The organism is Rheinheimera riviphila (genome assembly GCF_004005945.1).
Taxonomy (GTDB): domain Bacteria; phylum Pseudomonadota; class Gammaproteobacteria; order Enterobacterales; family Alteromonadaceae; genus Pararheinheimera; species Pararheinheimera riviphila.
This window is the reverse complement of the sequence record NZ_SACS01000018.1, coordinates 20,047-46,043: the sequence shown is the minus strand read 5'-3', so window position 1 is coordinate 46,043 and position 25,997 is coordinate 20,047. Positions and strand designations below refer to the sequence as shown.

Genomic DNA, 25,997 nt, shown 5'->3' with positions numbered 1-25,997 from the left:
CGCAGTCGATGGATGTCCATGGAGTCCACCCGCCAAAAACATCTCTACTCATCAGATTGATGAATTTCAGCAGATTCAATCACCCGAATGCCAGGATTTGCGGATAACCCGGCGCTGAGCATCATCTGCGCAACCTTCGCAACAGAAATGGCTCGCCATGTGATGGGTATCAGTTTTCTTAAACATCGATTGAGCAATAAACCAACCGCTTCACCAGTGCGTTTGTCAGTTCGGACAGCGCCATCGAGTAAAGACGGCCGCACAATGCTCAGCGAAGAAAAACCCAAAGATCCGACATCGCGCTCAGTTTCACCTTTGGTTTTAAGATAAAGACCAAAGCCGTTCACATCTGCGCCAAGGGTGGAGTTCAACACGAAAGATTGAGTGCCAGCGGCATGTGTCAGTTCGGCGATGTGCAGAATATAGTCGTGGTCAACACGATAAAAGGCTTGCGCTGAGCCCGCTTGCTTAAGCGTAGTCCCCAAGGCGCAAAATGTGACATCCGCTTGCCACCATGATGCATCTGCCGGCAGAGCTTCGAAATCAACAATAGGGTTTTCTAACTTTGGATGTGGATTTAAGGGGCGTCTGGTGGGCGCAACCACCTTGGCAACATCAGGGTGACGCAACGCTTGCGCCAGTAATTGGCTGCCAACGGCACCACTCGCGCCGAGGATTAATAAAGTTTTCATATGGAGTGCTTCGTGGATGCAATAAAATCCAGTGTAACGAAAATCAACCAATCATGGACAGCCACTTCGTTTAGTCGACTAAACCCCTGTCGATTAAATGTAACTTTGACCCTATGGGCTGCGTTTTTTCCAGAGTAGCCGACTCCCGGTGGTTCAGGTATTCTTGCTCGAGTTCCAGCTGACTGAACAGGTACTTTGATGACTTTGGATCTTACGCCGCTGCATAAAGCGATTGCCCGCTTAGAAGAAGGTTTACTACGGTATCAGCAGGATATTTCCGATACGCAAATCCGCGATGGCTTGGTGCAACGTTTTGAATTTACTTACGAAATAAGCCACAAAATGCTGAAGCGCTTTCTGGAACAAACCGCAGCCAGCCCTGAGCAATTTGATCAGATGCCTTTTGCTGATCTCATTCGCACTGCTAACGAGCAAGGCTTGTTGCTTGGAGACTGGCCGGTTTGGCGCGGTTATCGCGATATGCGCAGTAAAACCAGTCATACCTACGATGAAGATATTGCGCTGCAAGTGGTGGCGGGTATTCCGGCTTTTTTAGCGGAAGCGCAGTTTCTTGCGGCCGCTTTAGCGCAGCGGTTATCAGATGACTGATGCAATGCCTGCTGATTTACCAACAGTGCCGGCCCTGTTGCAAGTGAACCCGCAGCAGTGGCAAATCATCCAGCGTATTTTGCAGCAATATCTGCCGGGTTATGCTGTCTGGGCTTTTGGCTCCAGAGTGGGTGGCCCTTGTAAACCTTACTCAGATTTAGATGTGGCCATTGTCGGCACGCAACCTTTGCCGTTGCAATTGCTCGCGGAAGTTGCCGAAGCTTTTAGTGAGTCGGATTTGCCCTGGAAAGTCGATTTGCTTGACTGGGCGACGACATCGCAAGTGTTTCGGGAGCGAATTTTGGCCCGGAAGTTGGTGTTGCAGTAGGTAAACTAATCTTGGACAGCCACTTTTTTCCCTGTGGCTGCCCATTTGGCTCTCTCCCTTTTCCCAACATTTGACCAATGAAGCCTAAAAGGCTGCATTCGTAGCTTATTTGGCTTCATTTGGTGGTGTGATGTTTGCGCTTGTTGATCTGCTTTTTACCGGCTATCGCCGCCAGGTGTTGGGGTTGTTGTTGCTTAAACCCGATCAGGCGTGGCATGTGCGCGAGATTGCCCGGTTAACCCACACTCAGCCTGGTACTTTGCATAAAGAACTGACCAAGTTGGCGCAGGCGGGCATTCTGAAAAAAACTGAACAGGGCAATCAGCTTTGGTATCAGGCGGACACCCGTTGTGTGGTGTTTGAAGAGCTGGCCAGTATTCTGCGAAAAACCAGCGGTTTGGCGGATGTGTTGCGACAGGCGTTGTTGCCGGTCGCCGACCAATTGCAATTTGCTGCGGTGTTTGGCTCTGTGGCAAGTAACAAAGCCACCGCGACCAGTGATATTGATTTGCTGCTGGTAGGCGATTTAAGTTTTGCGGCGGCGGTCAAACAGCTGTATCCGGCGCAGCAGCAACTTGGCCGCGAGATCAATCCTAAACTCTATTCTTTGGCCGAATGGCAAAAAGCGTTGGCGGCACCATCTGGTTTTATCACGGCGCTATTGGAAAGTCCGCTACTGATGATTGCAGGAGACAAGGATGACCTTAGACAATCATTTTTGCTAAATGAAGCATGTCGGGCGGGCTTTGGTTAGTAAAACCGCTTTGCTCAGCCGTTGCGAGTTTCTGGTTCAGCGCCTCGGCACGACGGGCGTTACGGATCAGTTCGTTGATCAGCTCGCTTTTACTGCTGTATTCACCGCCTGCACTGACTTGTTGTTGCAACCATTCATCATTGGGCTGGCTGAGGGAAGTACTTTGACGGGCCATGTTTAGCTCCTTGGGTGCAATAATGCCTCAAAATTACACCACCAACATAAGTTGTGCACTCAGCGGGTAGCTGGGGCTGTCCTCTTGCAGTCCTTTCAATCGCACCCGATAAAACAAAGCCAGACAAAAGCCTGGCTTTGGTGAAGTTCTGATTAATCTTACACCTAAGCTACTTCCGGATATTCAGCTGATAACTGCCCGCACCTGTGACTGACCGTACAAGAGCGCGGTAATAACCATTGCTTGCGGCATAACTTAAACTTTCATTCGAGTTACTGGCGGTCGATTGCGCGACGTTGGCCCAACTGCTGCCGTTCCAGCGCTGTAGGTACAAATCAAAATTGGTGCCGGTGGCAGCACTCAATGTCAGGCGCAGGGTGCCGCCGTTGTATTGAAAATAACTGTTATTTGGCACTATTGCCTGTGCGCCCACCGCTAGCGTTCCACTATAGGTGTCGCCTGCGCTGGCGGCTGCCAGGGTAAAGTTAATAGTGCTGGCCGGACTGCTGATCTGACTGATATTCAGTCCGGAATCGCTGCCGTTCCACCACAGAGCGTTGGTGCCGCGGCTGGTCAGCGCATTGGGGAAAATTTTATTAAATTCAGCAGTGGTATTGCCATCATAGAGATCGGTGGCGTCGCTGCGATTGCGTTTATTTTCCGGATCCCGTTTGCCGTCGGCATGCTCCATCTGAATATAAGGTTTCCATTCGTTCGAATTACTGCCACTTGGATCCACGTGCCAAATCGCCAACCCTTGATCCGGTTGATACTGGTTCTGGCCACTTTGATGAACGGCTTCAATGTAAAACGCTTCTTTGGTATTGGCCGGATTTCCCCAACGATACAGTTGGCGGGCGCCGGAGGTATGGCTCAGTTGACCGGTCGGTGCCTGGCTGTTCAGGGCTGGATTGAGTTCGGTGACGGTATCCCAGCCAGCTAAGTGCCGGAATACGCCCACCGGCGGCGTGGGCTTAAACTTGTTTTGCACACCAATGGCGCCATAACCCATCACACAAAATGCCGCGACTGATCCTTCTGAGCTACCGTCGTAATCATATAAATCTGGCCAGCCGAGCAATAGATGGCCACTTTCGTGAATGAAAGTGCCGATCGCCATGTTTGTGCCCATGTTGGTGATTTGATAAAGCGAGGTACAGACACCGTCGGCGCAAAAGCGCGGTGATAAACCGCCCATATGTGGCCATAAACCTTTGGACCAGGCGCTATCTGCTTCGCCGGCATAGAAAAAATTCAAACCGAGGATTTGTTTGCTGCTATTGGTGGTCAGGGTGGAGAAATTAAAACCTTCGGTGTATTCCAACCAGTTCAGAGCTTCGCTGATCAGTTCCTGCGAACGCACGGACGACGAGAGGCTGTTATCGGTGTAATAACTTTTGTTTTTCTTCGCCGTGTAATAACGGGTAACAGTATTTTGGTAATCGAGCTTGCTGCCAGACACCTGCTGGAAGTAGCCGCGGACGGACTGCGCGTTGCCAAAACCGGTGTACGTCAGATCATTAAGGAAACTTTCCACCTGGGTTTTGCTGATGGTACCGGTTTGATTTGGAAACTGAATAATGACCGTCAGGCCACGCACGGTTGCCGGTAACGCCATAGGGACGTCATCGGCGGCTTTGGGGGAACCATCGGTCAGATGTTGCGGACCATGCTGGTGTGGCTCCTCGTTGCCAAGCAGTTGTTGTTGCGCTTGCTTAACTAACGCTGCTTTGGCTGCCGGGCTTAAACCCGGTTGCTGGTTTTGCAATAAACCGGGGGTGCTCTGTTTACTGCCAATGGGCGGTTGCGCCAATTGCCCGGTGGATTGGAGTGCACTGCCATTGGCGCTCACCACAGCGTAAGCATAACCTTTGAGGTTATTGTCGTAGACCACCAGTTTGCCATCGGCCAGCCGCTGTTCGGCAAAATAGTTGTTGCCGGATAAATAAATCGTCAATTTTTGGCCATTCGGTTGACGAAACTGCAGGGGGTGATCGACAAAAGGTACGGCTGCCTGACTCACAGGTAAAACAAAGCTCAGCGCAAGCGCCAGCCCAGGTAAGTGGATTTTCATCATGTTGTTCCTTATTGCATCGGAAGATTTTTATGGCAGCTTTGCTGCTGGATATTCCGGCCTCTGTGCGGGTGGTTTGAGCCGGTCATAGCAGCCTAGGCGCACCGATGCACAGAAACTAAACAGACATAAGGCAAAAAAATGATAAATGCGTGATATTTCGAAACTTGTTTTTACTTTCGAAAAAAAACGATGACCAAACAAGGGGATTTGTTGATTGTTCGTGTTTCGCCGGAACGGCAGCTGCAGGATTATAGAGATAACAGAACATTAAAAGACGTGGCATAGGGGCCAAAGAAACCGGCAATATTCAGCAATTAGTATGCAGGCACCATGTCACCCAGTAATCTTGGGCCACAGTAATCTTGGACAGCCACTTATTTCTGTTCCGGAAACACATCACATTTGCTAACAATTAAAACTCTGGCAGAGCTTGTCAAAACTGCGCTTTGGCCATAAATAAGGCGCAGGAAAAAATCTTCATTAATCAGGAATATCAGATGTTTAAACAACTCCTTGCTTCAGCCGGTATTGGCGCTTGTAAAATTGATACCCAACTGCAGACGAATCAGTGTGTGCCTGGTGGTAGCTTGAAAGGCCACATTCAGATCCAGGGTGGCGCTGTGGCGCAGCAAATTAATGGTTTTGATTTAGCGTTGATGACGCGGGTGAAGGTCAAAGCCGACAACGGCGAGTTTTATCAGAATTTTTGTTTGCAACGTTTTCGGTTGGCCGAGGCCATGCTGGTGGAGCCTGGTGCACGGCATCAGTTGCCGTTTGAATTGCGTTTAATCGACGAGCTGCCGGTGACGCATTTGCCACATCACACTGTGAGCAAAGTTTGGTTAACCAGCGAAGCCGATATCGATATGGCATTGGATCCAACCGACAACGATTTATTGCGCATCGATGCCACCCCGCTGATGCTCAATTGCATCGACGCTATGCTGGTTTTGGGTTATCAGCTGCAAAAAGTGGATGTGGAAAAAGGTTTTCTGCAAGTGCCAGGTAAACGCAGCAAAGTTGGCTGTTATCAGGAATTTGAATTCCGCCCGCGCCAGTGGTTGTCAGGGGTGAAAGAAGTGGAATTGTCGTTTTTGCCAGACGGCGCCGACATGTTATTGGTGGTTGAAGTTGATCGCAGTTTCCGTGGTGACAGTTACCGAACCTTACGTTTGTCGCCACGCAGCAGCAGTGCTGAAGTGCAAAGGGCGCTACGCACTGTACTAGGTTGATTTTGGGGATACATGACTGCCTGTGGCAAGCTCTTTTGGGGATCTTCGAACAGGTTTGTCACATTAGATATGAGACGCGCCCCCAATGCTGAGTAAACCCTTTGCAAAGTGCTGCTTGCTGCCACAGTATTTGCAATCCGTGCGCCTGATCCGGCAAAAATCCGGTTAAAAAAAGCCCTGGCTTGTTCAGGCTGCGTATAAAAATAGTGCTGTTAAATGTAGATAGCTTGTAGTTATTCCCTCCATTTTGACGTGAAAAGGACATTTAAATGAAAAGTACGTTCCATAAATTACCCCACAAATTAGGATTTTTACTGCCAGTCATTGTTTTGGCTGGCTGTAGCGCTACTGAGTCGTCCCGCACTATTGAAGCCCCTAAAGTAAACGCCAGCTATCAGGCTTACCAAGGCCAAAAAAGTAAACTGGTGGTTGGTAAATTCCAAAACCGCTCAAACTTTCAAAATGGCATTTTTAACGCAGACACCGATCAACTTGGTTCTCAAGCCAAAACCATTCTGCTGACCCATTTACAACAAACCAATCGTTTTTTGGTGATGGACCGCGCCAATATGGCTGAATTATCACAAGAAGCGCAGTTTGCTGGCGCCACTCAACAAGTGATAGGTGCAAAATATGTGGTGACGGGTGATGTCACTGAATTTGGTCGGAAACAAACCGGCGACAAACAATTGTTTGGTCTGCTTGGCAAAGGCAAAGAGCAAGTGGCTTATGCCAAAGTTGCATTAAATATTGTGGATGTAGAAACCTCAGCTGTGGTGTTCTCCGTGATGGGCGCCGGTGAATTTAGTCTGGAAAATCGTGAAGTGATTGGTTTTGGCGGCACCGCCAGCTATGACGCGACCTTAAACGGTAAAGTGTTAGATTTGGCCATGCGCGAAGCAGTGAACAAACTGGTTGAAGGCATCCAAAATAACCAATGGCAACCGCAGTGAGGTCCTCTTTGATGTCAATGGTGATGCCAATGGTGATGCCGCTAAAATTTTTAGCAGTGGTGGTGGCGGTGGCAACGCTCAGCGGCTGCCAAACCACCAAACCGTTATATCATTACGGCGATTATCAAGACGCTGTCTATACGCACTTTAAAAACGAAGATTCGTCGGTGACGCAGGAAATTGAAGCGCTGGAAAAAGCCATCGCTAAAAGCTCTGCTAAAAATCTGCAAGTGGGCCCGGGATTAAATGCTCACTTGGGCTACTTGTATATTGAAAGTGGTCAAATGGATGTGGGTGTTGCTTATCTAAACAAAGAAAAAGCGCTATATCCGGAGTCGGCACAATTTATCGACTTTTTACTGAAAAATGCTAAAGCAGGTAAATCATGAAAAACATTCAATTATTTGCCGCTTTAGTATTAGCCATCATGCTAACCGGTTGTGTGACGGCTCCAACGGCCATGGATTACACTGCCTTTAAACAGAGTAATCCAAAGTCAATTTTGGTGTTGCCACCGATCAACCATACCACTGAAATCATTGCGCCTTACGGGGTGTTAGCGAATGTGACAGTACCACTGGCGGAAGCGGGTTATTATGTGTTTCCGGTGGCTTTGGTCGATGAAACCTTCAAAAACAACGGCCTCACCGTTGCCGAAGACATTCATGCGGTTCCTTCAAAGAAGCTCGGTGAAATCTTTGGTGCTGATGCGGTGATGTATATCGAAGTGCAGGAATACGGTACCTCTTACGCCATACTCTCCAGCGATACTGTGGTGGTAGTGCAGGCGAAACTTGTTGATAACAAAACCAACGAAATCTTATGGCAAGGCAGTGCCCGCGCTGCCAGCAGCGAACAAAACTCTGACAATAGCAACGGCTTTGGTGTCGTCGGGATGTTGGTCGAAGCGGCAGTGACGCAGATTTTTGAAACCGCCCTGGACACCGGCTTTGAGATTGCCGGCATCGCATCAGCCCGTTTGCTGTCGCCAGAAGCGCACAATGGGTTGTTATATGGCCCGCGCTCACCCAAACACGGCAAAGAAAAATCAAAACAATAACTTTAGACACACTTGATTGCCGGCGCGTCCGGAGCTTAGTTTGCTGACAAAAAAGCCCTCACATCGTTGCGGGCTTTTTCATTTTAGTTACCAACGGTTGCAGCTATTCAGCAACCAGTGCCCTCTGAGTTTTCTACCGGATCCCACTATACAAATTTTCTCTAAACCATTGGCGGTGCATGGTGAGTTTAGTTTGGTGGATGTTGGCAAAATTTTCCGCCGCAGGCAGCGTGTCCATGGTGTCGACTTCTAAAATCGCGGGCAGGGTAATTTGAAAATCGTCGGTTAAAGCTTCATCGAGCGAAAAGACAATGTCGAGGTCGCCATTATCCGCATCCGGAAAACGGCTACCCGCTGCTGAAATCCAGCCTTTTTGATCACAGTTTTTGATGTTTAGCCGTGTCTGATATGCGACTGGCGAGTAATCCTTGCCCCGATAGTGCAGTGTGGCTGAAGCACAGTGTACCGCGATTGCGAAACCGGTATCTCTTGCCACAAAGGTCGACGAAAGACTGATGATCAAATGTTTGTTATCTAGCGTGGTAGTGACCACGTACCGGATTTTCTGTTGATTGCTGGTTTCAAACCGGGTGACCTGGCTCATGTACTCCTTTTTCTGAATAATCCGAATATCAGCTCCATCCACCACGTCGTATTGTTTCGAACAAGCGTTTAACAGTCCGAGTGCGACGCAGATAAAAACACCGCGCCCGATGTACAAATTCAACAATTTCATCAAACAGACCTCGTTTTTCGACTGCTAAATTTCAGCAACAGCCGATTGCGATGCTCGGCTACTTTCGCCTAAAAATAACAGGACATTCAGCAAAGCATGGGGGCAAGTTTGGGGGGAGGCACCACGACGCTAATGACCTCTGCCCATTTTTATTGAGCTTGGCGTGATATTTAAATAATCCGCCGCTGCTGACAAGCCTGTGTCACTTTTGAGCCGCTGTGCCGCACTAACGACATTCGCTGATCGTCTGCCGGTCCAGCTCAAACAGCTCCGATGAGCTTTGGCCGTTGAAATCCAACTGGCTGCCAGCGACATCTTTTAGCTGCAGCCGTAACATGGCATGACTGTATTGTTCAGTTACAGCCACTTCTTGCTCCCCAGAGCAGGAATCGTAATGGCCATATTCGCTGCGTGTTTCCTTATGTTTGCTGCAAGTGTATACATTGTCGATGTAGTCGCACTTCTCAACTTCGACTTCGGCTTCATAAGCGCAAATGCCGGAAAAGGTACAAAGGCTGGTGCTGTGACTGACCAGCGGCTGGCTATCGTGCACCCAGTCAAGCCGCAAACTGCCATGTAGCTGGTCTTGCGTCAGATGTACCAGCAACGAGCCTTGGCCCCAGTTCACCCCTTTGAGCTTGATCAACTGTTGGTGTGGCCCTTGCAAAATGGACATTGATTTGACGATTTTACTGTCCGGAACTACCTCGAGTTTGGTTTGCGCCGGTCCGCTTTGAAAACGCGCCAACCCAGGGTTAGCCGGATCGATTTGCGGCGCGGCAACCACCAGCAACTGGCCTTGCACCCCCACCGTCTGGGTGCAACCACTCAAGCCGACTAGCAGCCCGACCCACAATATTCCCGGTAACTGCATCCAACCAACGTTTATCACGATGTATCCCGTCAACACAGAATTAATTAACTTTGCCAGGAGAGTGTACCAGTCTGATTTTTGCTATGTAAGCAGGTTGTGTGTTATTTGTTGGATGAATGAGGCGCCGGGCATGAATGATTTAGTGCTGACCCCAAGTTTCTGATACTAGTCTCGCGGATCGATTTCCTACTGCAAAGCTGTAACCTGGCATTGTGCTTTACCATCCATATCCATACGCGCTGCGGTCGTTATTTGCGCCTGACTATCCAGCAACTTGCGGTCATTTGGCGCTAGCTGCAGTGCTGCTTGAATCAATTTGTTGGCTTGCGGGTGGCAGCTTAGTTTGCTCAGCAACATGGCATAATTGTTCAGATATGGCACTTGTTGCTGTGCAAAAGGTAAACCTTTGGCAAACCAACGGGCTGCTTGTTGCGGCTGGTTCGCAAAATAATGATTGCCCAGTAAAAAGTAGGGTAACCAATAATCAGGCCATTGCTGCGTCGCTGTTTGCAAAGCGGCAATGCCGGTGGCGGTTTGTTGCGTGTTCAGCAAGTCCTGACAGGCTTTGGTGTAGATGAAAGGGTCAAGCTGCGCACTGATTTTGCTGCTGGGTAACATGGCGAGCATCCAGTAATTTCCGCGCTGCCAGGTGCGTTCGAAGGTCGAGAAATTCAGCCGATACTGTGCTGTGACTCCGGTATGTAAAATGACTTCGGCGGTATTCAGGTCATAGCCAATCACCACCGCATAATGCCATTGCGGAAACCAGCCAATCGAATTGTTCTGCAGCACAATCACCGGGATATTCTCGGCTACCAGCCTTAATAACTGCTGCATGCTGGAACGCTCTGCGTATGCGACCAAGCCCAGTTGGCGGGTTGCAGCAACCATTTCAATCTGCAAGGTGCCTTCGCGGCCGGGGATAAAAGTGCTGGGTGCGATAGTGTTGGGGCTTTTGTGCAGCCCATAAAAACCTGCTACTTCCGATAAGGTGGTGGGGCCGCAAAAAAATTGTTGTTGGGGAAAAAATGGCACATTGGCAATCAGCTGTTGCCGGGCAATATCTGGCGGATCAGTCTTTAATTGTTGGGTTTGGGGTGGCGTTTGACAGCCACCCAGCACCAGCAGCAGAGCCGCCGTTAGAGCCATTTTCAGGCTCGGGGAGCGGTAGAACTGCCACCAGGAATGCAACAACAGCAACCTTAAATAGGGTTAATAAAAGGATACACGTCGGTAAGCCCCATCAGATCGAGCACGGCCACGACCACCAGCACAGTGACCACAACACCCACGATACCACCGGCCGGCATTTCGTTTAGCTGGCTGTTTAAGGCGTTGATTTCTTGCTGAGTCATATTGGCGATACGCTGCTGCGCATCGGCAGGGCTAACACCCAGCTCAATCAGTTTTTGCTGCACCTGGGCATTACCAACAAAGGACAATACTTGTTGTTTGTCATAGTTAAATTGTTGATGGGAAATGACCTGATCAGAACTGTAGACGTCGGCCGTTGCCTGTCCCAGACCGAACATCAGCAGCGAACAGGCAATACTGGCTTTTACCAATTTATTCATCATTCATTTATCCTTGAACACGTTGTTTTAAAAGTAGATTATCGTTTCCAGATATGAATTGTAGCGATGACCATTCTGCATTTGATACCTAGTCACAGTAGTCTATCGGCCAGAGCTATGCAACTGCCTGCCATTTGCAGGCTTGATCAAGGAACGCGTGCACCATACTCGATGGCGATGATTTTTCCCTGAGAAAACTTCAAGGTCGTCAGAAACTTGCCGGAGCCTGGGTTGTAAGTCCAGGTTTCAATTTTTTCGCATTCGTTGCCATCGTTCACCACAGTTGTTGGATTGCAGAACGAATCCTTCAGCATCGGTTCGCCACATTTTTGCAGCACTGAAGCTTTGGCATCACCGGTATTGACGATATCGCTATTGCAACGCAAGCCTTCAGCAACAGCCTGAGTGGCGACAAATTGCGAGGCGAATAAAAAGGTCGTTATCAGGCTGAGGGTTTTTAGTGATTGCATGATGGACTCCATTCCTTGTGTTGTTGTTAACTTGTTGTTTTACAGCATGGGATGTCATTAAATTAAAGCAGCTTTTACCGGAATACAAAGTATTTTTCGGGACAAAACAAAATGATGTCGACCGCCTGTCGGATGGCACGCTTCGCGTTTATCCGACCTTGTTTGAGTTGGGTTTTACTTGGGATCGTAGAGCGCTACTCGCCGCGTCAGCGGCAGTACGCCGGATGGTGATTTGCCAAGGACTTGCTTAAATTCCTGCATCACAAAGCCGCTATCTCCCCATCTTCAGTTAACCGGAAATACTGGCCGTTTTTGATCAACAAGCCTTCGCTGCTGCGAAGCGGGAAGCTGGTCAGGTAGTCTTTGGGGTGTTTGACGTCGATGGCAAAAACTTTGTGGTTAAAGCGGGCGTTAACCTCGCTTTGCAAAGTGTGGCCGACCACCACGGCTGTGGCGCCGATAGCGGTTAAGCCTTGTTCGACAGCTTGCTGGGTTAAATCGTCTTTAAAATAACCACGATACCAGGCAGGGCCGGTGGTGCTGGATTGTAGGAACGAAGTTTTGCTGACGGTGGCCGGTGAATAATACAAAGTGCGGTAGCCGCTGCGGACAATCTGGTTAATTTCGGCCACCGACATCTGATATTTAGCTAAATCCGGATGCAGCCCTCCATGCACAAAAGCCACGCCGTTAATCACTTCCAGCACATTTTTACTGGCCAGCCAGCGGCCGAGCAGCGCGTTGTCATCGAACAACTGATATTGCTGTTTACCCAGCATACCCGCGATATAAAAGTACTTTTCGTTGGCGGACTGAAAGTTACCCTGTAGGTTCTTAATTTCATGATTACCAATAATAAAATGCACCTGACCACCGGCTTCGCGCGCGGCTTGTTCCAGTTTATAAATGGCCCACAGCACCTGCGTGGTGGAGGCGCCACGGTCGACAAAATCGCCCACCAGTACTAAGTGGCCTTTGCCGAAGGTCCAGTTCAGCTGCAAGTCGGCAACGCCGTGCGCCACTAAAAATTGTCGGAAGGCGCCAAAACCACTTTCGATATCGGAAATCGCAATGATAGGTTCACCGTCCTGAAAGAGGTCTGCCGGTGTTGTTATGGTCGGTATAGTCAGGCTGTCGTCAATATTGGCGAGACTGGAGATATCCACGTCAAAATGGCTGCCATCTTCGGGGAAAACTAGCTTCAGCTTGGTTGCGCCGGCGCTGCTTTTTTCGATATAGGGTTTGGCCTGACCGTTCGGATCAACCTGATCTCCGGCAACCAAGCCGTTGGCAGCTGCGCTAGCCAGCACCACAGTCTCCACCGTAAAACCACGATCATTATCCCCTTTGATCACGTGGGCGACGGTTTGGCCATCTTCAAAAAATACATGCACTTCGCCCTCCAGCTGATAGGCGAGCTTATCTTCAAATAAATGGGCGTCCGCGCCAATGCTCAGGCCAAAACAGACCAGAGCGCTCAGCAAGATCAAAAAAGTGATGCCGAAGTGTTTTAGATTGGTCAAAAGTAGGGACATCTTAGGATCCTTTGTTTTTTGTGAATGAGCAGGTTGTTGTTATGCTATGTATAACAAAGTTACTTTGTAATGCAAAGTAATTTGTAGTGTGTTTTTTGTGCAAAGGCAAAGGCAAAGGCAAAGGCAAAGGCAAAGGCAAATGCAAAGGCAAATGGTGTATTGGTGTATTGGTATTTGGGAATAAGTGGGAATGTTCGGTAGAAAGTGTCGAAACGGGGGCGAGGATGTCGCAGCCCCCGGTTATTTAAAATGCGCTGTGTTCGGCCTAAAGCTCTGTGCTTGGCATCAGCTCCGCGCTGGCAACCAATTCCGCGCTAAGCCACTGGGCAAATTCGCGCATGGCGCTGGTTTCTACTTTGGATTGCAGCCGGGTGAGCCAGTAGCTGCCGAGGCTGATTTCAGGCAAAAACGGTCGTTTGATCCGGCCACTACTGAGGAGATGACTGAACATCCGTGCTGGCGCTATCGCAATGCCAACACCGGCCTGGGCCGCTTCGAGCATGGTGATGCTGGAATCAAACACCATCACCGGATGCGTCGGCGGCAACTGCGGGCCTGCGGCTTGTTGCAGCCAGGCGGTCCATTCGTCGCGCCGGTACGAGCGCAGCAACCGGAAGTTCAATAGATCGGCAGGTTGCCTCAGCTGGGCGGCGATCTCCGGTGTACATAACGGCGTCAGCGGACTGTCGCATAAATACAAAGCCGCCGTGCCATGCCAGGCGCCGCTGCCAAACCGAATGGCATAATCCAGCCCTTCGGCGGCTACATCAACCCGGTTGTTGTGGGTGGAAATTTGCAGTTCGATATGCGGGAATTTCTGATAAAAAGCAGCGAGTCGCGGCAGCAAAAAACCGGTGGCGAAAGTGCCGATCACCCCAATTTTCAGTTTCTCCTGCACTTTACGACCAGCAAAATAATCTAACAGCTGGGCGATCCGATCAAAAGACTCGTTCAGTACCGGTAGCAAATGTTCCCCTTCAGGTGTCAGCGCCAGACCACGAGGTACCCGCAAAAACAGCGGGCAATGCAGCTGATCCTCCAGCAATTTCACTTGTTGGCTGACCGCCGAGTGCGTCACGTTCAGCTCGATGGCGGCATGGGTGAAACTTAAATGCCGGGCGGCAGCTTCAAAGGCGCGCAGTGATTTAAGCGGAATATAACGACGAGTCATGGCTTTCCTGTAAGTTTTTCTAACAGCTGATGTGCAAATTAACCGTTTGTACGGCGATGTCAACTGGCGCAATCTAACTGTCGCCGGCAAACCAATTTATCAACTCAACCAGCCAAGGAATCTTTATGTCTTTCAGCAAAACCCGTGTGGCACTTTGGTGCGCACTGCCGTTCATCCTGGTATCTGCCAGCCAGGTGCAGGCTCGCACGAACGTCATTGAAAACGAAGCGGCGTTACAAGCTGCAGTCAATCAGCAAGTGAGTCAGTTGATGCAACAGCAGCAAATCCCCGGCATGGCGGTCGCCGTGTTGTGGCAGGGTAAAACCTATCATTACAGTTTTGGTCAGGCCGACCTTGCCAAAAAAACTGCGGTGACACCGGATACCCTGTTTGAGCTGGGCTCGATCAGCAAAACCTACGCCGGCGTGTTAGGGGCGATGGCGATTGAAAGTGGCGCTATTGCGCTCACTGATCCAGTGGCCAAACACTGGCCAGCGCTGACCAGCCCGCAGTGGCAGCAAATTCAGATGCAGCATCTGGCGACTTACACCGCTGGCGGCCTGCCGTTATTTATGCCGGATAGCGTCACCGACAAAGCCAGTTTGCAAAACTATTACCAGCAGTGGCAGCCGCAATATGCAGCTGGTACGCAACGGGTTTACGCCAATACCAGTATTGGCTTGTTTGCGCACTTGGCGGTTGCCGCCGATGGCAAATCTTATGCCGATGCCTTCGACGGGTTGAAGAAGGACTTACAGCTTCAGCAGACCTTTTTACAGGTGCCAACAGCTTCGGCAGCGCAATATGCCTGGGGCTACAACGAAGGCAAGCCGGTGCGGATTGGAACCGGCGTGTTGCTGGACGAAGCGGGCGGGGCCAAGGCCAGTGTGCGGGATGTCGCGAGCTGGGTGCAGGCCAATCTGCAGCCGGAGAAAGTCACGGCTCCAGTGCTGAAGGCGGGAATTGCGCGCGCCCAACAACGTTATGCAAAAGCTGGACAGATGTATCAGGGATTGGGCTGGGAAATGCTCGATTATCCGCTGCCGCTCTCGGCGCTGACCGCGATGACCGATCCGGATTTTGTAAAGGGCAGTGCCGCGACCTTGATATCCCCGCCAACCGCTGCGGTAACAAGCAGCTGGGTGCATAAAACTGGCGCGACCGGCGGTTTTGGCGCTTATGCTGCTTTTATTCCGTCACGCCAGGTTGGCATTGTGATGCTGTCGAACAAACGTTATCCGAACGCACAGCGGGTGGAACTGGCGTATCGGATTTTGGAAGGCTTGAAGTAATGCTGAAGCGGTTCTGTGCTGATTTTTTATTGGATCTCAAACAATTCCACGTCAAAAATCAGCACCGAACCCGCTGGGATCTTACCGGTGCTGCGGTTGCCGTAGCCAAGACCTGACGGGATAAAAAAGCGGAATTTGTCGCCAACTTTCATCAGTTGCACACCTTCGGTCCAGCCTGGGATCACCCGGTTTAACGGGAAGCTGATGGTTTCACCACGCTCTACTGAAGAGTCAAATACGGTACCGTTGATTAAAGTACCGTGGTAATGCACCCGCACTGTGCTGGTGGCTGTTGGGTGACGGTCACCACTGCCCGCTTGTAATACTTGGTATTGCAGGCCGGAAGCTGTGGTTTTTACCCCTTCTTTTTGCGCGTTTTCGGCAAGGAAAACACTACCTTGTTCCTGATTCACCACTGAATTTTTCTGATTATTGGCGCTGTTGTAAAAGTAATAAGCAACACAGGCGATGATGATGACAATTAACGCTATTTTCATATTGGGTCCGGGTTATTGATAAATGTGGCCAGAAGTAAGCGCCATCTTAGGGTTTAAGTTGCTTTTGGTCAAAGGTGCAACCATGCGTCAGCGCTGGTAAAAAACTTGGCCAACCCGCTGGATATGCGCATGAAGTTCAGGATTGGCGATGTCATCTAATCTGCTGATATCAAAAGAATAAGGTAATAATAAATCGTCCAGCGCCGTCAACAGATGCAGCAATTGCTGATGGCTAAAATCCGCGCCGACAATCACCAAATCGATATCAGAGCCGTACTTTTCCTTTCCCATCGCACGAGAGCCGTACAGGAGCACTTGTTCAATCGAAGGATAGGCCGCCAGAACTTGTTGAATTTGCTGCACCATGCAGCCAGACAAACCAAAATGTTCAGTGACCATCGAGGTGTGTACCAAGATCGTGAGCCAGTTGCAAAAAAGCCGGGTAATAGCTTTGCAAAATTAGCCGGGCGATAGCCTGCGCCGTTTCAAGGTTATAAGTATGAGACGTTAAGGCGCGGCTTTTAATCATGTCCATCCATAATTCGCCGTCCTTAATCAAACCGCGTTTGAAGGCCAGCCGAATCGCATCGCGCGAACCCTGCAAATCGGTTTCGCCCTGAAACTGATAAAAGTCTTTCATACAGTTCCAGGCCAGTTCGTAATTGTATTCAAACGCCTGAATCAAACCTTGTTGCTCCAGCTTGGAGAGTGGTCGATGATTGGCCAAATCAACGGCTTCAGTTAGTTCTCGCAGCGCTTGTTGAAAATTAGCAAATCGTTGCTGCCAGCGAATATCGGTTTGCATTACTGTATTACACCCGTGGCTTGGTCATGCCGTCGATTGTAACGGCCTTAACTGCCAGTCACAACCTGTGGTTTTGCTGTGGTCATTCCACTTCGGTATATCGGATACAAGATGTGCCGAAAATGAAAAGTACTTCACAGCAACTGCGCCTGAAAAAACTGCCAAATCAGTGTATTGGCATCAATCGCCGTTGATGGTTGTTTGCCGCGCACTGCTTTGCCGCCGGGCCATGAGTGGCCGCCGCTTTCGGTGACCACCAATTGCAGTTGAATCCGGCCATCCGTGCTTTGCCAGCGATCGCTGTACACGCCGGGCTGTTGCAGCACCCGGTTGGCGTTGGCGGGCAGTTGCAGCCGTTGTTGCCAGCGTTTGATTGTGTCAGCAACCGAAGTGAAATCAGTGACTTTGCTTTTATCCCGAAAAGCATCTTCGCCAGCGCCACCCTGAAACAACACATGGCTGTCATCTTGAGCATGGATATGCAGCACCGAAATGGCGCGGCTTGGTTGGCACTGCACGGTATTGTCGGTACCGGCAACGGCGGCGACTGCCCGAAAAGTATCCGCCATCTCGCACGCTAAACGATGCGCCAACATGCCGCCGTTCGACATGCCGCTGGCGAAAATTTGCTGTGGGTTAATCGGCAGTTGCGCCTGGATGTCCTGAAGCACATTTTTCACATAAGCGATGTCATCGACTTGTTCATCGCGGGCATAACCACAACAATGTCCGGCATTCCAGGTGGCAAGATGACTGCGTGGAAACGCACTGGAACCATTGGGGAACGCCAGCACAAAGCCTTCGCGCTCAGCGGTTTCGCGCCAGCCATAAGCTTTGGCCGCTTGCTCCATATGACCGCCACCGCCGTGGAAAAATAGCACCAGCGGCACTGCTGTACCGGCTTTGCTCCCGGCTTTCATTCCGGCATTTAACGAGCGCGGCACGTACAGCAGGTATTTTCGGTGATTGGCGACTTTACGCTGGTATTCGCCGGGCTGCAGTGCCGTTATCTGCAGGCCTGCGTCCGGCTTGGTATCGACAATGCGCTCAGTTGCCGCAATACCGTACCAAGGTAAAAAAAGCAGCCACCACAGCGGCTGCATTGTTCTGCGAGTCAGGGTCAAAGTCCAAGTCAAAGTCATAGGCATCAGTGATCGCCAGCGGATTGGTTAGATAATCCTGACGCACCACGGTGATTTTAGCAATCCGATCCCGGCTTAAAAACCGCTGGTAAAACTGGTGGTTAATAATTGATGCAACACCGGTTTCAGATACTCCGGATGGTGTTGCCCGCCTTCAACCATCGTGAACTGTGTTGGCTTGATACAACCCTGAAAGCTGGTGGTTTTGGCCGTTTGATCCTTCGCCGTGAGTTTGAAAGCATCGCTGACGATGGTATTGGTGCTACAGCCATTGATCTGGCGGAAGCGTTCCAAGGTGCCTGAAAGACTGTTGATCACATTGCCTGACAGCGCCACCCTGCCTTCTAACGCCATATCAGTGTCGGCAGTGCCATGTAAATGGTGCAGCACCACCGGAACTGACGGTTTGCAGGCTGGCAAACTGCCCCGAAGTTGACCGGACACGGCAAAAGCAGCTTTGACCCGGTGCGGTACCTGACAAGCCAATTGATACGACATCATGGCGCCTGCAGAAAAACCAACAGTCGCGACTTTGTTATTGTCTCCCTGATGCTCATTAACCAGTTTGTCGATGATGGCGAGGCTGAGCGCAGTATCGGCACTTGGATTGCTGCCTTCTTGCACATTACTTTCCCAGGTCCAATCCTGACCACCCAATGGCAAGGCAATTAAGTAGTTTTTGCTGTCGGCCAGCGCATGTAAACCTAAAAAGGAGTCCAGTTCCTGCGGTGTGCCATAAGAAGGCGGCGAGCCGTAAAAGGCCAGCACAATCGGCGAAGGTGTGGTTTTGGCCGCCGGGCTAATCAACATAAAATGACGATTATTGATCTGTAGACACTGTTCATTCGCTTTTAAAACGCCGCAGGCACTTGGCGCAACTTGTACCGGTGGTGGTGGATTAGTGACAACGGCACTATCGCTGCTGCCACTGCTGCCACAAGCGGTTAATCCTAAAGCGCTCAGGCCGACGAATGTTGCAAGGATGGTATTTTTCATTTGATTCTCCTGTTGAAATTGCAGCCTGAGCATCCGGCACAACATCGTGAAGAGACATAAATAAAACAGGATTAAAACATGATTTAAACCTTATGGCGGCTTCATTTACAGTTTTACGCTTAAGTTCTGTGCCATCTCAGCACATTATCCAGCTGTGTAGTAGATGTAAAATTCCTGCAAACGTATTCAATGGTTGATTGTTTTTTAATCATGGCGCGAGCGACTAAGGTCTTTCGCAGTAGCCAAGAAGAGCTGCACGCCCACACAGGCACCTGCCAGAACTAAAAATCCCAAAAACGACGAGGAAAAATATGAACTACATCCCATTAGCCGCCAGCGCTCTGCTGGCGGTCAGTCCGGCCTTTGCGGCACAAAAAACCACGTTTGTGCATTTGTTTGAATGGCGCTGGAGCGATATTGCCAGCGAATGCGAAAATTATCTGGGGCCGCAGGGATATGCCGCCATTCAGGTATCCCCGCCTTCTGAACATATTCAGGGCAGTGCCTGGTGGACGCGCTATCAGCCGGTCAGTTATCAGCTGCAAAGCCGCAGTGGTGATCGCGCCGCCTTTATCAATATGGTGCAGCGCTGCAACACGGCGGGCGTTGATATTTATGTCGACGCGGTGATTAACCATATGGCCAGTGGCGGCGGTGTCGGTATTGCAGGCTCCAATTATGGTAACCGTTCTTACCCGATGTACTCGACGCAGGATTTTCACAACAGCTGCACCATCAATGGCAGTGACTATGGCAATGACCGCTGGCGGGTACAAAACTGTGAGTTAGTGGGCTTGCCGGACTTAAACACCGGCGCACCTTATGTACAAAACACGCTGGCGGCCTATTTAAATGACTTGCTGGCGCTTGGCGTGAAGGGATTCCGGATTGATGCGGCCAAGCATATGGCAGTGGCCGATATTGCCGCGATCAAGGGCAAATTAACCTCCAGCCCGCTGATTTATCAGGAAGTGATTGATCAAGGCGATGAAGCGGTCAAAGCCAACGAATATATCGGCGTTGGTTTAGTGACTGAATTTAAATACTCAGTGCAGCTTGGCAACGTGTTTAAAGCCGGTCGCTTGGCGAGTCTTTCCAACTTTGGTGAAGGCTGGGGCTTTTTGCCGAGTGCGCAGGCGGTGGTGTTTGTCGACAACCATGATAATCAGCGGGGGCATGGTGGCGCCGGCAATGTGGTGACTTACAAAGACGGCCGACTGTACGATTTGGCCAACGTTTTTATGCTGGCTTACCCCTATGGTTATCCGCAGGTGATGTCGAGTTATGGTTTTAGCAATGGTGATCAGGGGCCGCCGGCGGCTGCGGTTTATCAAAACGGCAACCTGAATTGCTTTGGCAACGATTGGAAGTGTGAACATCGCTGGGGGTATATCGCAGGCGCGGTGCAATTTCGCAATCACACTGCCGCCGAATGGCGCACCACCCATTGGTGGGACAATGGCAATAATCAGATTGCTTTTGGCCGCGCAGGTTTAGGTTTTGTGGTGATTAACCGCGAAGGTTACGCCTTGAATACATCGCTGCCAACCGGCATGGCGCCGGGCCAGTATTGTAACGTGTTAAAAGGCCAGCTCAACAGCGCTAAAACCGCTTGTAGTGGCGAAGTGATCAGTGTTGGCGCCGATGGCCGGATCCAGGCCAATGTGCCAGCATCGGATGCGTTTGCCATTCACCATCAGGCGAAAATTGGCAGCAGCCAACCACCGCAAAACGGCAATTATCAGCGCACTGTGGTGTTTATTCAGGCACAAACCCTCAGTGGCCAGGATATGTTTGTCCGCGGTGGGCTGGATCATGTTTCAGCGCAGCAACAGCTGGGTCTCACTTGTACCGCCGCCAACCTGGTATGTGCCATGCCGATCCGCCATCGGAATCTGAAAAATGCCACCACCACGCCCTGGAAAAGTAATGATAATTTCCTGGATTGGTATGGCCGCGAAGCCAGTCAGACTGCCACCGCCGAGGGCACAGCGCTGGACTGGACCACCAACAGCTGGCCAGCAGGCTGGGGCGCCATCCGCACCGTAGCCGCTGACGGTTATGGTGTTGAGGCGTTAAACCGCTTTGGTGCCCATTACTGGATGCTCGACGTCGACATGGACTGCAGCAAAACCAGCAATGGTTGGTTCGAGTTAAAGGCTTTTGTCAAAAATGGTCAGGGCTGGGAAGGCAATATCAACCAACCCGGTGCGCCCTACGCCAGTCAAAACCACATGGCGCAATGCGGCAAACTGAATGTGTTCAGTTTTGGCCAACATGCTGCTTTGATTGAGAATTTTCCTTAGCGGGTATTTGTTAGAAAGCACGCCTTTTGCATGACAAAAGGCGTGTTCTACCTCTGATCGGCAGCGTTGACCCGCCGCCCCAAGAAATTCAGTACATTATTCACAACATGTTTCACATTGGTTAGCCATCAGTGAAACCATTGCGATATGCTGTCGCTTTGCAATTTTCTGAGGCTATGCCATGACTAATCAGCTGCTTGATGCCGGATTTTTGGACGATCAGGCTTTGTCCGGTCCGTTACCGGACGATTGGTTGTTATTACCGGCACAAGCTTTGGCCAAACGGCGTTGGGTGTGGTTGCTGAGGTTCGTGATCGTAGTGTGCGGATTGGCGATGGTGCACTGGTGGCGCGGTTCACATTGGATATGTTGGCTACTTTGGGCTGTCACCGCGTTGGTGTTTATCGTGAGCTGGTGTTGGCTGCCACTGCAAATCCGCCATCAGCGGTTTTTACTCCGTACCCAGGATTTTCTGTTGCAATCCGGTGTGTTATGGCGCAAGGCGGTGCTGATCCCACTGCAAAGGGTGCAGCATGTCAGCATCAGTCAGGGGCCACTGCAAAAACGCTTTGGGTTGGCCACACTCAAAGTGTATACCGCCGGTGGTCTGGATGCTGAAGCCTCGCTGGCGGATATTGAGCATCAACTGGCACAGGCGCTCTCTGAACAACTGAGTCGGCTGATCCCGCGTGGAGAGACTGATGCCGAACATTGAGACACCAGAGTCGCCGGCCACGCCTGAGCATTCAGCTGAACATGCATCTGAACCGTTATCTGAGCCTTGGCAGCGTAGCTCCATTTGGGCGCTGTTGCCGCTGCTGATTAAAGCTGTGGTGCAATGGGCTGGGGCTATTATTGGTGGTGCTTATTTATCCTTTAGCGATCGTTTTAGCGCTTATGTGCCATTGCTGATTGTTGGCCTGGCGCTGCTGATTCTTGGCAGCGCAGTGTTGAATTGGCGTTATACCCGGTTTCGGGTGACTGCCCAAGGCATCGAGCTGCGGCGCGGATTGCTGCATAAACAACATTTACAGTTAGCGAAATCGCGGATTCAGGAGCTGCAGGTACAACAGCCTTTTTACTTTCGACCGCTGCATCTTTATGCCGTCAGTCTTGATAGTGCCGGCAGCCAACAGCAGGAATTTTATCTGACCGGCCTGACCTCACTGCAATTGGCTTTGCTACAAGGCGGCGAGCAAGTTGAGCACCGCGCGCCTTCTACCCCATTGTTCCGGATTTGGTTGGCGACGCTCTACAACAAACATTTATGGTTACCACTACTGGCGGTGTTTGGCGCTGTTCAATCCCAGCTGAATGGCGATTTGTTTCAAAGCCTGTGGGCACAAGGCCGGGCACTGCTGCAGCAATCCGGATTGCAACATAGTTTTGAGCTGCAATTGGTGGTTGGCCTGGGTGTATTGCTGATGGTCGGATTAGCGCTGTTATTGATGACGCTGATTTGGTTGTACCCACAGCATTTTGTGCGCGATGAACGGCAATTACAGCTGGTACAAGGCACCTTGCTGAAAAAGTCGCAGCGGATCCAGACCAAACGGGTGCAGATGCTGACCATTAATCAACCATGGCTGGCGCGGTGGCTAGGTCACTTTTCACTTGCTTTTCATGGTTTTGCCAATTCGCAGGAACAAAAAAGCAAGTTTGTGCTGCTCGGGCAAACCATGGCCGACATCGATCAGCAATTGGGCGCGCAGCAACGAGTCCGGTTGTCGGATATCCGGCAAATGCCTTTGCAGCAGTATGCTCCGGCCTATTTCCGGCGGTTGCTCGTCGTTTGGGGCAGCATTTTTTTAGTGGCAGCGGTGATGCTCGGTTTGCTGTGGTGGGTCATTTGGCAAACCAACATCGTGGCAATCAGCCCGACAACAGCGGAGCTGGCGGTGACGGGGCTGTTAGTTGTGGGGTTATGGCAGCTGGCGGATTGGTGGGCTTATCGTCGCTGGCACGGTTTTTTGGTGCAGGATCAGGTGTTGTACCTCTGGCATGGCGGCATCGGCCAACACTGGCAAGTGCTGCCGCTGCAGCAAGTACAAAAAGTGCAGTTGACGCAGTCGCTATTTTTCCGCCGGCAGCAACTGGTGCAGGTTCATTTGAGCACCGCCAATGGCACCGTGACGCTGGCAGCTTTGCCCAACCAGCAGGCGCAGGAGTTATATATGTTGGTGCTGGAGTTGCTGTATCGGAAGTAGCATGGTGATCAGAATGGGGTGGCTGTGTAGCGTTTACACGACTGCAGCTGGCATTGACGCAGCTGACGTGCGCATTATACTTGTGTGAACTATTCACACAAAAGGCCAGATCATGTCTAGAACTACCAGTGTCACCATTGGCGCTCAACTCGACGATTTTGTCAGTAAGTTGCTTGAGTCTGGACGCTACGGCTCCACCAGCGAAATTGTGCGTACTGCATTACGTTTGCTGGAGCGTCAGGAACATCAAACCGCTGCATTAAGGAATGCCGTAGAAGCCGGTGAGCGAAGTGGTGAAAGTGACCTGTCACTGCACGACATTGCTGCTCAGGTTAAACAAAAACACCATGTATAAACTTTCGAGGCTTGCCGCTGAAGATTTCGCGGCCATCTACGAATATACCTTGTTGAACTTCGGCAGCGTTAAGGCCGATGAGTACACCAACGAACTGGACAAGGTGTTTCGCCTGCTTGCCATCTCGCCGCTGATGGGATATCAGTGCCCTGACATCGCCGCTGAAGTTCGCCGTCATGATCATCAACGGCACGCCATTTTTTACCGACCGCGGCAGAATGATATTTTTATCATCAGAATACTTCATCAGCAAATGGAGCCGATGAAGCATTTTTTTGAGCTTTAGGCCACCACCTGCAAGCCGGTTAATTTGCTGCGCAGTTGCCAGCGCACCAGATAACAACTGCACAGCCCTTGCAGCAAGACGCTGGCCGCTGAGCAATACCAGACCATCGCTGGTGAAAAATCGCTGCGTCCGGATAACCACAATACCGGCAACATAAACACAAATACCCGCAGTGATGAACTCGCCAATGACGGCCAGGTATTGCCAAGCCCCTGGAATATCCCGGAACAACTAAACACCAGTACCACACTGAGGCAATTGAAGCTGATGATCCGCATAAAAAGCTCGCCTTCGGCCAATACTAAAGGGTCGTCACTAAAAAACGCCATCAGCGGATGGGCCAGCAATTGGCAGAGGATAAATAATAATCCCATCACCATGGCCATTTGCTGCATGCCAATTCGAAAGCTCTGCCGTACCCGTTCAGCCTGTCCGGCACCAAAGTTCTGGCCAACAATGGCCGGTAGCGCAAAAGAAATGGCCATCGCCGGCATGGTCATCGCCTGTAAAATGCGGTTGCCGATGCCAAAAGCGGCCTGAGTCGCGGTGCCGAAGTCCTGGATCACCCAATAGACAAAAGCGGTAAATACAAAAATCAGCGCAAATTCGCCACCGGCTGGCACGCCAATCGCTGTGATTTGCCGCCAGACTTTGCCCTCAAATCGCCACTGTTTCGGCACTTGTAGCACCGAATGGTCGCTTTTCAGGAAATAACCCCAAAGCAGCAGCACACCAAGGGTTACTGAAATACTGCTGGCCAGGCCAGCGCCAAACACGCCGAGCGGGTAACCCGTGCCCCAACCAGCGATCAGCACCGGCGCCAGCACGATATTCATAAGCACTGTGATCAGTTGCACTTGCATGGTCGGTTTCACCACGCCGACAGCGCGTAGTGCGGCGGCAATAGCGGTTGAAACAAACATCAACGCCAGCCCCGGCAAATAGGCCTGCAGAAATTGCTGCGCCTGTTGTTGCACCACAGGATCAGCGGTCAGCAGTTGTATATAAAGACCGCTCAGCCCAAAGCCCAACACTAACGTCAGCACGGCCAAAGCCAAACCCATCAGCATCGCCTGCTGAAACACAATATTGGCTTGTTGGTGCTCGCGGGCGCCGGTGTAGCGGGCGATCAGCGCCACGCAGCCAACGTTCAGCATTTGGGTTAACGCCATGATCAACATCATCAAATTACCGGCGGCGCTGACGGCGGCAATGGCTTCTGCGCCAAGGTCGGCAACAAAATACAAATCAACAAACAAATACAGCGACTGCACAAACATGCCAACCATCATCGGCAGCGCCATCGTCCACACGTGACGGCGTAACGAGCCTTGGGTTAAATCGGTCATAACATTCCTGTCTATTTTGCTATTTATAGCCGGGCTAACAATTCAGCCAGCGTGTCCTGCTGGCGGGAAGTGAGTGGCGACATAAACTGGTTGGCAAAAAAACCAAAGGTCTGGTGTGCATCCTGATAAATCTGCTGGCCGCTGTCGGATAATTTCACCAAACTAACCCTGGCATCGCGGGCATTTTGTTCTTTTTCCACCAGCAGCATTTTTTCCAGAGGTTGCAACAACCGGGTCACACCTGAAGCACTGAGGCCAACGGCACTTGCCAGTTCAATCCGGCTAAGCCGATGTTGCGGTGCCTGAAAGAGTCGATGCAAAATACAAAATTCACTGAAGCTGATGCCATGCACACTCAGCTGTAAATCGGCTTTTTTAATCATGCCGGACCAAAGCAAGGCGCTTTGCAGCACTAAATCTACGGCGGGGTTTTGTATGTCCATGAATTGTCCTTTGCCAATATTAAGTCGCTGGTTCTTAAATGCATAAATTTGCATATAAGATTGATCAATGCTTGATTGC

General features: G+C 50.8%; 31 protein-coding genes. 14 read left to right on the top strand and 17 right to left on the bottom strand.

Going from position 1 to position 25,997, the window contains the following annotated elements; all coding sequences use genetic code 11:
- Positions 1-44 precede the first annotated feature (44 nt).
- A complete protein-coding gene (locus tag EOE67_RS15360) occupies positions 45-692 on the bottom strand; it encodes an NAD(P)H-binding protein (protein WP_127700219.1) in 648 nt (215 codons plus the stop codon).
- A gap of 198 nt (positions 693-890) precedes the next feature.
- On the opposite strand from EOE67_RS15360, the gene EOE67_RS15355 reads away from it, so the two are divergent.
- The 3 genes from EOE67_RS15355 (at position 891) to EOE67_RS15345 (ending at position 2,383) form a co-directional block, all read left to right on the top strand.
- Complete coding sequence (locus tag EOE67_RS15355) at positions 891-1,301, top strand: nucleotidyltransferase substrate binding protein (protein ID WP_206099620.1); 411 nt, start codon at positions 891-893, stop codon at positions 1,299-1,301.
- Positions 1,294-1,629, top strand: coding sequence for a nucleotidyltransferase family protein (locus EOE67_RS15350; protein ID WP_240652836.1), 336 nt, complete (start codon positions 1,294-1,296; stop codon positions 1,627-1,629). The genes EOE67_RS15355 and EOE67_RS15350 overlap by 8 nt, the downstream gene beginning before the upstream one ends.
- Positions 1,630-1,759: 130 nt before the next feature.
- Entirely contained in the window at positions 1,760-2,383 is a 624-nt protein-coding gene (locus EOE67_RS15345; protein WP_127700217.1) for a nucleotidyltransferase domain-containing protein, read from the top strand.
- On the opposite strand, the gene EOE67_RS15340 is transcribed toward EOE67_RS15345, so the two are convergent.
- Both EOE67_RS15340 and EOE67_RS15335 read right to left on the bottom strand, forming a co-directional pair.
- Complete coding sequence (locus EOE67_RS15340) at positions 2,334-2,558, bottom strand: ribbon-helix-helix domain-containing protein (protein WP_127700216.1); 225 nt, start codon at positions 2,556-2,558, stop codon at positions 2,334-2,336. The genes EOE67_RS15345 and EOE67_RS15340 overlap by 50 nt on opposite strands.
- Positions 2,559-2,727: 169 nt before the next feature.
- Positions 2,728-4,632 carry a M6 family metalloprotease domain-containing protein gene (locus EOE67_RS15335; protein WP_206099619.1) on the bottom strand — a complete coding sequence of 635 codons (1,905 nt, stop codon included), beginning with the start codon at positions 4,630-4,632 and terminating at the stop codon, positions 2,728-2,730.
- Positions 4,633-5,132: 500 nt separating this feature from the next.
- On the opposite strand from EOE67_RS15335, the gene EOE67_RS15330 reads away from it, so the two are divergent.
- The 4 genes from EOE67_RS15330 to EOE67_RS15315 all read left to right on the top strand — a co-directional run bounded on the left by EOE67_RS15330 (position 5,133) and on the right by EOE67_RS15315 (position 7,880).
- On the top strand, positions 5,133-5,867 hold the full coding sequence (locus tag EOE67_RS15330; protein ID WP_127700214.1) for a sporulation protein: 735 nt from the start codon (positions 5,133-5,135) through the stop codon (positions 5,865-5,867).
- 269 nt (positions 5,868-6,136) lie between these two features.
- Positions 6,137-6,820 (top strand): CsgG/HfaB family protein, encoded by a 684-nt coding sequence (locus tag EOE67_RS15325; protein WP_127700213.1) that lies wholly within the window; start codon positions 6,137-6,139, stop codon positions 6,818-6,820.
- A gap of 11 nt (positions 6,821-6,831) precedes the next feature.
- Positions 6,832-7,209 carry a DUF4810 domain-containing protein gene (locus EOE67_RS15320; RefSeq protein ID WP_206099618.1) on the top strand — a complete coding sequence of 126 codons (378 nt, stop codon included), beginning with the start codon at positions 6,832-6,834 and terminating at the stop codon, positions 7,207-7,209.
- A complete protein-coding gene (locus EOE67_RS15315; protein WP_127700212.1) occupies positions 7,206-7,880 on the top strand; it encodes a DUF799 domain-containing protein in 675 nt (224 codons plus the stop codon). The genes EOE67_RS15320 and EOE67_RS15315 overlap by 4 nt, the downstream gene beginning before the upstream one ends.
- Positions 7,881-8,013: 133 nt before the next feature.
- Here EOE67_RS15315 and EOE67_RS15310 read toward each other — a convergent pair whose 3' ends face one another.
- The 5 genes from EOE67_RS15310 to EOE67_RS15290 all read right to left on the bottom strand — a co-directional run bounded on the left by EOE67_RS15310 (position 8,014) and on the right by EOE67_RS15290 (position 11,534).
- Positions 8,014-8,616 (bottom strand): hypothetical protein, encoded by a 603-nt coding sequence (locus tag EOE67_RS15310; RefSeq protein ID WP_127700211.1) that lies wholly within the window; start codon positions 8,614-8,616, stop codon positions 8,014-8,016.
- Positions 8,617-8,842: 226 nt separating this feature from the next.
- Complete coding sequence (locus EOE67_RS15305; protein WP_127700210.1) at positions 8,843-9,508, bottom strand: hypothetical protein; 666 nt, start codon at positions 9,506-9,508, stop codon at positions 8,843-8,845.
- A gap of 168 nt (positions 9,509-9,676) precedes the next feature.
- Complete coding sequence (locus tag EOE67_RS15300; RefSeq protein WP_127700209.1) at positions 9,677-10,639, bottom strand: PA2778 family cysteine peptidase; 963 nt, start codon at positions 10,637-10,639, stop codon at positions 9,677-9,679.
- A gap of 53 nt (positions 10,640-10,692) precedes the next feature.
- Complete coding sequence (locus EOE67_RS15295) at positions 10,693-11,067, bottom strand: PA2779 family protein (RefSeq protein ID WP_240652835.1); 375 nt, start codon at positions 11,065-11,067, stop codon at positions 10,693-10,695.
- Positions 11,068-11,210: 143 nt separating this feature from the next.
- Complete coding sequence (locus EOE67_RS15290) at positions 11,211-11,534, bottom strand: DUF2845 domain-containing protein (RefSeq protein ID WP_127700208.1); 324 nt, start codon at positions 11,532-11,534, stop codon at positions 11,211-11,213.
- Between the two features lie 17 nt (positions 11,535-11,551).
- Between EOE67_RS15290 and EOE67_RS15285 the strand changes: the two genes are divergently transcribed.
- A complete protein-coding gene (locus EOE67_RS15285) occupies positions 11,552-11,785 on the top strand; it encodes a hypothetical protein (protein ID WP_127700207.1) in 234 nt (77 codons plus the stop codon).
- 9 nt (positions 11,786-11,794) lie between these two features.
- Here EOE67_RS15285 and EOE67_RS15280 read toward each other — a convergent pair whose 3' ends face one another.
- Together EOE67_RS15280 and ampR are read right to left on the bottom strand one after the other, a co-directional pair.
- Positions 11,795-13,069: a metallophosphoesterase gene (locus EOE67_RS15280; RefSeq protein WP_127700206.1), complete on the bottom strand. Its 1,275-nt coding sequence runs from the start codon at positions 13,067-13,069 to the stop codon at positions 11,795-11,797.
- A 265-nt stretch (positions 13,070-13,334) separates the two neighbouring features.
- Positions 13,335-14,240: a LysR family transcriptional regulator AmpR gene (gene ampR / locus EOE67_RS15275; RefSeq protein WP_127700205.1), complete on the bottom strand. Its 906-nt coding sequence runs from the start codon at positions 14,238-14,240 to the stop codon at positions 13,335-13,337.
- Positions 14,241-14,365: 125 nt separating this feature from the next.
- Between ampR and ampC the strand changes: the two genes are divergently transcribed.
- Positions 14,366-15,532 (top strand): class C beta-lactamase, encoded by a 1,167-nt coding sequence (ampC, locus tag EOE67_RS15270; protein WP_127700204.1) that lies wholly within the window; start codon positions 14,366-14,368, stop codon positions 15,530-15,532.
- 26 nt (positions 15,533-15,558) lie between these two features.
- Here ampC and EOE67_RS15265 read toward each other — a convergent pair whose 3' ends face one another.
- The 5 genes from EOE67_RS15265 to EOE67_RS15245 all read right to left on the bottom strand — a co-directional run bounded on the left by EOE67_RS15265 (position 15,559) and on the right by EOE67_RS15245 (position 18,972).
- On the bottom strand, positions 15,559-16,029 hold the full coding sequence (locus EOE67_RS15265) for a BamJ family beta-barrel-assembly machinery protein (protein ID WP_127700203.1): 471 nt from the start codon (positions 16,027-16,029) through the stop codon (positions 15,559-15,561).
- Between the two features lie 87 nt (positions 16,030-16,116).
- Entirely contained in the window at positions 16,117-16,428 is a 312-nt protein-coding gene (locus EOE67_RS15260) for a nucleotidyltransferase domain-containing protein (RefSeq protein ID WP_127700202.1), read from the bottom strand.
- Positions 16,418-16,834 (bottom strand): nucleotidyltransferase substrate binding protein, encoded by a 417-nt coding sequence (locus EOE67_RS15255; RefSeq protein ID WP_127700201.1) that lies wholly within the window; start codon positions 16,832-16,834, stop codon positions 16,418-16,420. The genes EOE67_RS15260 and EOE67_RS15255 overlap by 11 nt, the downstream gene beginning before the upstream one ends.
- A gap of 134 nt (positions 16,835-16,968) precedes the next feature.
- Entirely contained in the window at positions 16,969-17,976 is a 1,008-nt protein-coding gene (locus EOE67_RS15250) for an extracellular catalytic domain type 1 short-chain-length polyhydroxyalkanoate depolymerase (protein ID WP_164852367.1), read from the bottom strand.
- Positions 17,977-18,051: 75 nt separating this feature from the next.
- Complete coding sequence (locus EOE67_RS15245; RefSeq protein WP_164852365.1) at positions 18,052-18,972, bottom strand: CE1 family esterase; 921 nt, start codon at positions 18,970-18,972, stop codon at positions 18,052-18,054.
- Between the two features lie 311 nt (positions 18,973-19,283).
- Here EOE67_RS15245 and EOE67_RS15240 point away from each other — a divergent pair, with 311 nt between their 5' ends.
- The 5 genes from EOE67_RS15240 (at position 19,284) to EOE67_RS15220 (ending at position 24,126) form a co-directional block, all read left to right on the top strand.
- Positions 19,284-21,278 (top strand): alpha-amylase, encoded by a 1,995-nt coding sequence (locus EOE67_RS15240; protein ID WP_127700198.1) that lies wholly within the window; start codon positions 19,284-19,286, stop codon positions 21,276-21,278.
- A gap of 181 nt (positions 21,279-21,459) precedes the next feature.
- Positions 21,460-21,993 (top strand): PH domain-containing protein, encoded by a 534-nt coding sequence (locus tag EOE67_RS15235; protein WP_127700197.1) that lies wholly within the window; start codon positions 21,460-21,462, stop codon positions 21,991-21,993.
- Positions 21,980-23,485 carry a PH domain-containing protein gene (locus tag EOE67_RS15230; protein WP_127700196.1) on the top strand — a complete coding sequence of 502 codons (1,506 nt, stop codon included), beginning with the start codon at positions 21,980-21,982 and terminating at the stop codon, positions 23,483-23,485. The genes EOE67_RS15235 and EOE67_RS15230 overlap by 14 nt, the downstream gene beginning before the upstream one ends.
- A 112-nt stretch (positions 23,486-23,597) precedes the next feature.
- The gene (locus EOE67_RS15225; RefSeq protein WP_127700195.1) at positions 23,598-23,840 is read left to right on the top strand and encodes a type II toxin-antitoxin system ParD family antitoxin; all 243 of its coding nucleotides are present in this window, start codon (positions 23,598-23,600) and stop codon (positions 23,838-23,840) included.
- Positions 23,833-24,126, top strand: coding sequence for a type II toxin-antitoxin system RelE/ParE family toxin (locus EOE67_RS15220; protein ID WP_127700194.1), 294 nt, complete (start codon positions 23,833-23,835; stop codon positions 24,124-24,126). The genes EOE67_RS15225 and EOE67_RS15220 overlap by 8 nt, the downstream gene beginning before the upstream one ends.
- Here EOE67_RS15220 and EOE67_RS15215 read toward each other — a convergent pair.
- Together EOE67_RS15215 and EOE67_RS15210 are read right to left on the bottom strand one after the other, a co-directional pair.
- Complete coding sequence (locus EOE67_RS15215; RefSeq protein ID WP_127700193.1) at positions 24,123-25,475, bottom strand: MATE family efflux transporter; 1,353 nt, start codon at positions 25,473-25,475, stop codon at positions 24,123-24,125. The two genes, EOE67_RS15220 and EOE67_RS15215, sit on opposite strands and share 4 nt — an antisense overlap.
- A 23-nt stretch (positions 25,476-25,498) precedes the next feature.
- The gene (locus EOE67_RS15210) at positions 25,499-25,918 is read right to left on the bottom strand and encodes a MarR family winged helix-turn-helix transcriptional regulator (RefSeq protein WP_127700192.1); all 420 of its coding nucleotides are present in this window, start codon (positions 25,916-25,918) and stop codon (positions 25,499-25,501) included.
- Between the last annotated feature and the right edge of the window lie 79 nt (positions 25,919-25,997).

Coding starts and splice junctions, on each gene's coding strand:
- EOE67_RS15360 (WP_127700219.1), bottom strand. CDS start 692: ATGAAAACTTTATTAATCCTCGGCGCGAGTGGTGCCGTTGGCAGCCAA.
- EOE67_RS15355 (WP_206099620.1), top strand. CDS start 891: ATGACTTTGGATCTTACGCCGCTGCATAAAGCGATTGCCCGCTTAGAA.
- EOE67_RS15350 (WP_240652836.1), top strand. CDS start 1,294: ATGACTGATGCAATGCCTGCTGATTTACCAACAGTGCCGGCCCTGTTG.
- EOE67_RS15345 (WP_127700217.1), top strand. CDS start 1,760: ATGTTTGCGCTTGTTGATCTGCTTTTTACCGGCTATCGCCGCCAGGTG.
- EOE67_RS15340 (WP_127700216.1), bottom strand. CDS start 2,558: ATGGCCCGTCAAAGTACTTCCCTCAGCCAGCCCAATGATGAATGGTTG.
- EOE67_RS15335 (WP_206099619.1), bottom strand. CDS start 4,632: ATGAAAATCCACTTACCTGGGCTGGCGCTTGCGCTGAGCTTTGTTTTA.
- EOE67_RS15330 (WP_127700214.1), top strand. CDS start 5,133: ATGTTTAAACAACTCCTTGCTTCAGCCGGTATTGGCGCTTGTAAAATT.
- EOE67_RS15325 (WP_127700213.1), top strand. CDS start 6,137: ATGAAAAGTACGTTCCATAAATTACCCCACAAATTAGGATTTTTACTG.
- EOE67_RS15320 (WP_206099618.1), top strand. CDS start 6,832: ATGTCAATGGTGATGCCAATGGTGATGCCGCTAAAATTTTTAGCAGTG.
- EOE67_RS15315 (WP_127700212.1), top strand. CDS start 7,206: ATGAAAAACATTCAATTATTTGCCGCTTTAGTATTAGCCATCATGCTA.
- EOE67_RS15310 (WP_127700211.1), bottom strand. CDS start 8,616: ATGAAATTGTTGAATTTGTACATCGGGCGCGGTGTTTTTATCTGCGTC.
- EOE67_RS15300 (WP_127700209.1), bottom strand. CDS start 10,639: ATGGCTCTAACGGCGGCTCTGCTGCTGGTGCTGGGTGGCTGTCAAACG.
- EOE67_RS15295 (WP_240652835.1), bottom strand. CDS start 11,067: ATGATGAATAAATTGGTAAAAGCCAGTATTGCCTGTTCGCTGCTGATG.
- EOE67_RS15290 (WP_127700208.1), bottom strand. CDS start 11,534: ATGCAATCACTAAAAACCCTCAGCCTGATAACGACCTTTTTATTCGCC.
- EOE67_RS15280 (WP_127700206.1), bottom strand. CDS start 13,069: ATGTCCCTACTTTTGACCAATCTAAAACACTTCGGCATCACTTTTTTG.
- ampR (WP_127700205.1), bottom strand. CDS start 14,240: ATGACTCGTCGTTATATTCCGCTTAAATCACTGCGCGCCTTTGAAGCT.
- ampC (WP_127700204.1), top strand. CDS start 14,366: ATGTCTTTCAGCAAAACCCGTGTGGCACTTTGGTGCGCACTGCCGTTC.
- EOE67_RS15265 (WP_127700203.1), bottom strand. CDS start 16,029: ATGAAAATAGCGTTAATTGTCATCATCATCGCCTGTGTTGCTTATTAC.
- EOE67_RS15260 (WP_127700202.1), bottom strand. CDS start 16,428: ATGGTCACTGAACATTTTGGTTTGTCTGGCTGCATGGTGCAGCAAATT.
- EOE67_RS15255 (WP_127700201.1), bottom strand. CDS start 16,834: ATGCAAACCGATATTCGCTGGCAGCAACGATTTGCTAATTTTCAACAA.
- EOE67_RS15250 (WP_164852367.1), bottom strand. CDS start 17,976: ATGACTTTGACTTGGACTTTGACCCTGACTCGCAGAACAATGCAGCCG.
- EOE67_RS15245 (WP_164852365.1), bottom strand. CDS start 18,972: ATGAAAAATACCATCCTTGCAACATTCGTCGGCCTGAGCGCTTTAGGA.
- EOE67_RS15240 (WP_127700198.1), top strand. CDS start 19,284: ATGAACTACATCCCATTAGCCGCCAGCGCTCTGCTGGCGGTCAGTCCG.
- EOE67_RS15235 (WP_127700197.1), top strand. CDS start 21,460: ATGACTAATCAGCTGCTTGATGCCGGATTTTTGGACGATCAGGCTTTG.
- EOE67_RS15230 (WP_127700196.1), top strand. CDS start 21,980: ATGCCGAACATTGAGACACCAGAGTCGCCGGCCACGCCTGAGCATTCA.
- EOE67_RS15225 (WP_127700195.1), top strand. CDS start 23,598: ATGTCTAGAACTACCAGTGTCACCATTGGCGCTCAACTCGACGATTTT.
- EOE67_RS15220 (WP_127700194.1), top strand. CDS start 23,833: ATGTATAAACTTTCGAGGCTTGCCGCTGAAGATTTCGCGGCCATCTAC.
- EOE67_RS15215 (WP_127700193.1), bottom strand. CDS start 25,475: ATGACCGATTTAACCCAAGGCTCGTTACGCCGTCACGTGTGGACGATG.
- EOE67_RS15210 (WP_127700192.1), bottom strand. CDS start 25,918: ATGGACATACAAAACCCCGCCGTAGATTTAGTGCTGCAAAGCGCCTTG.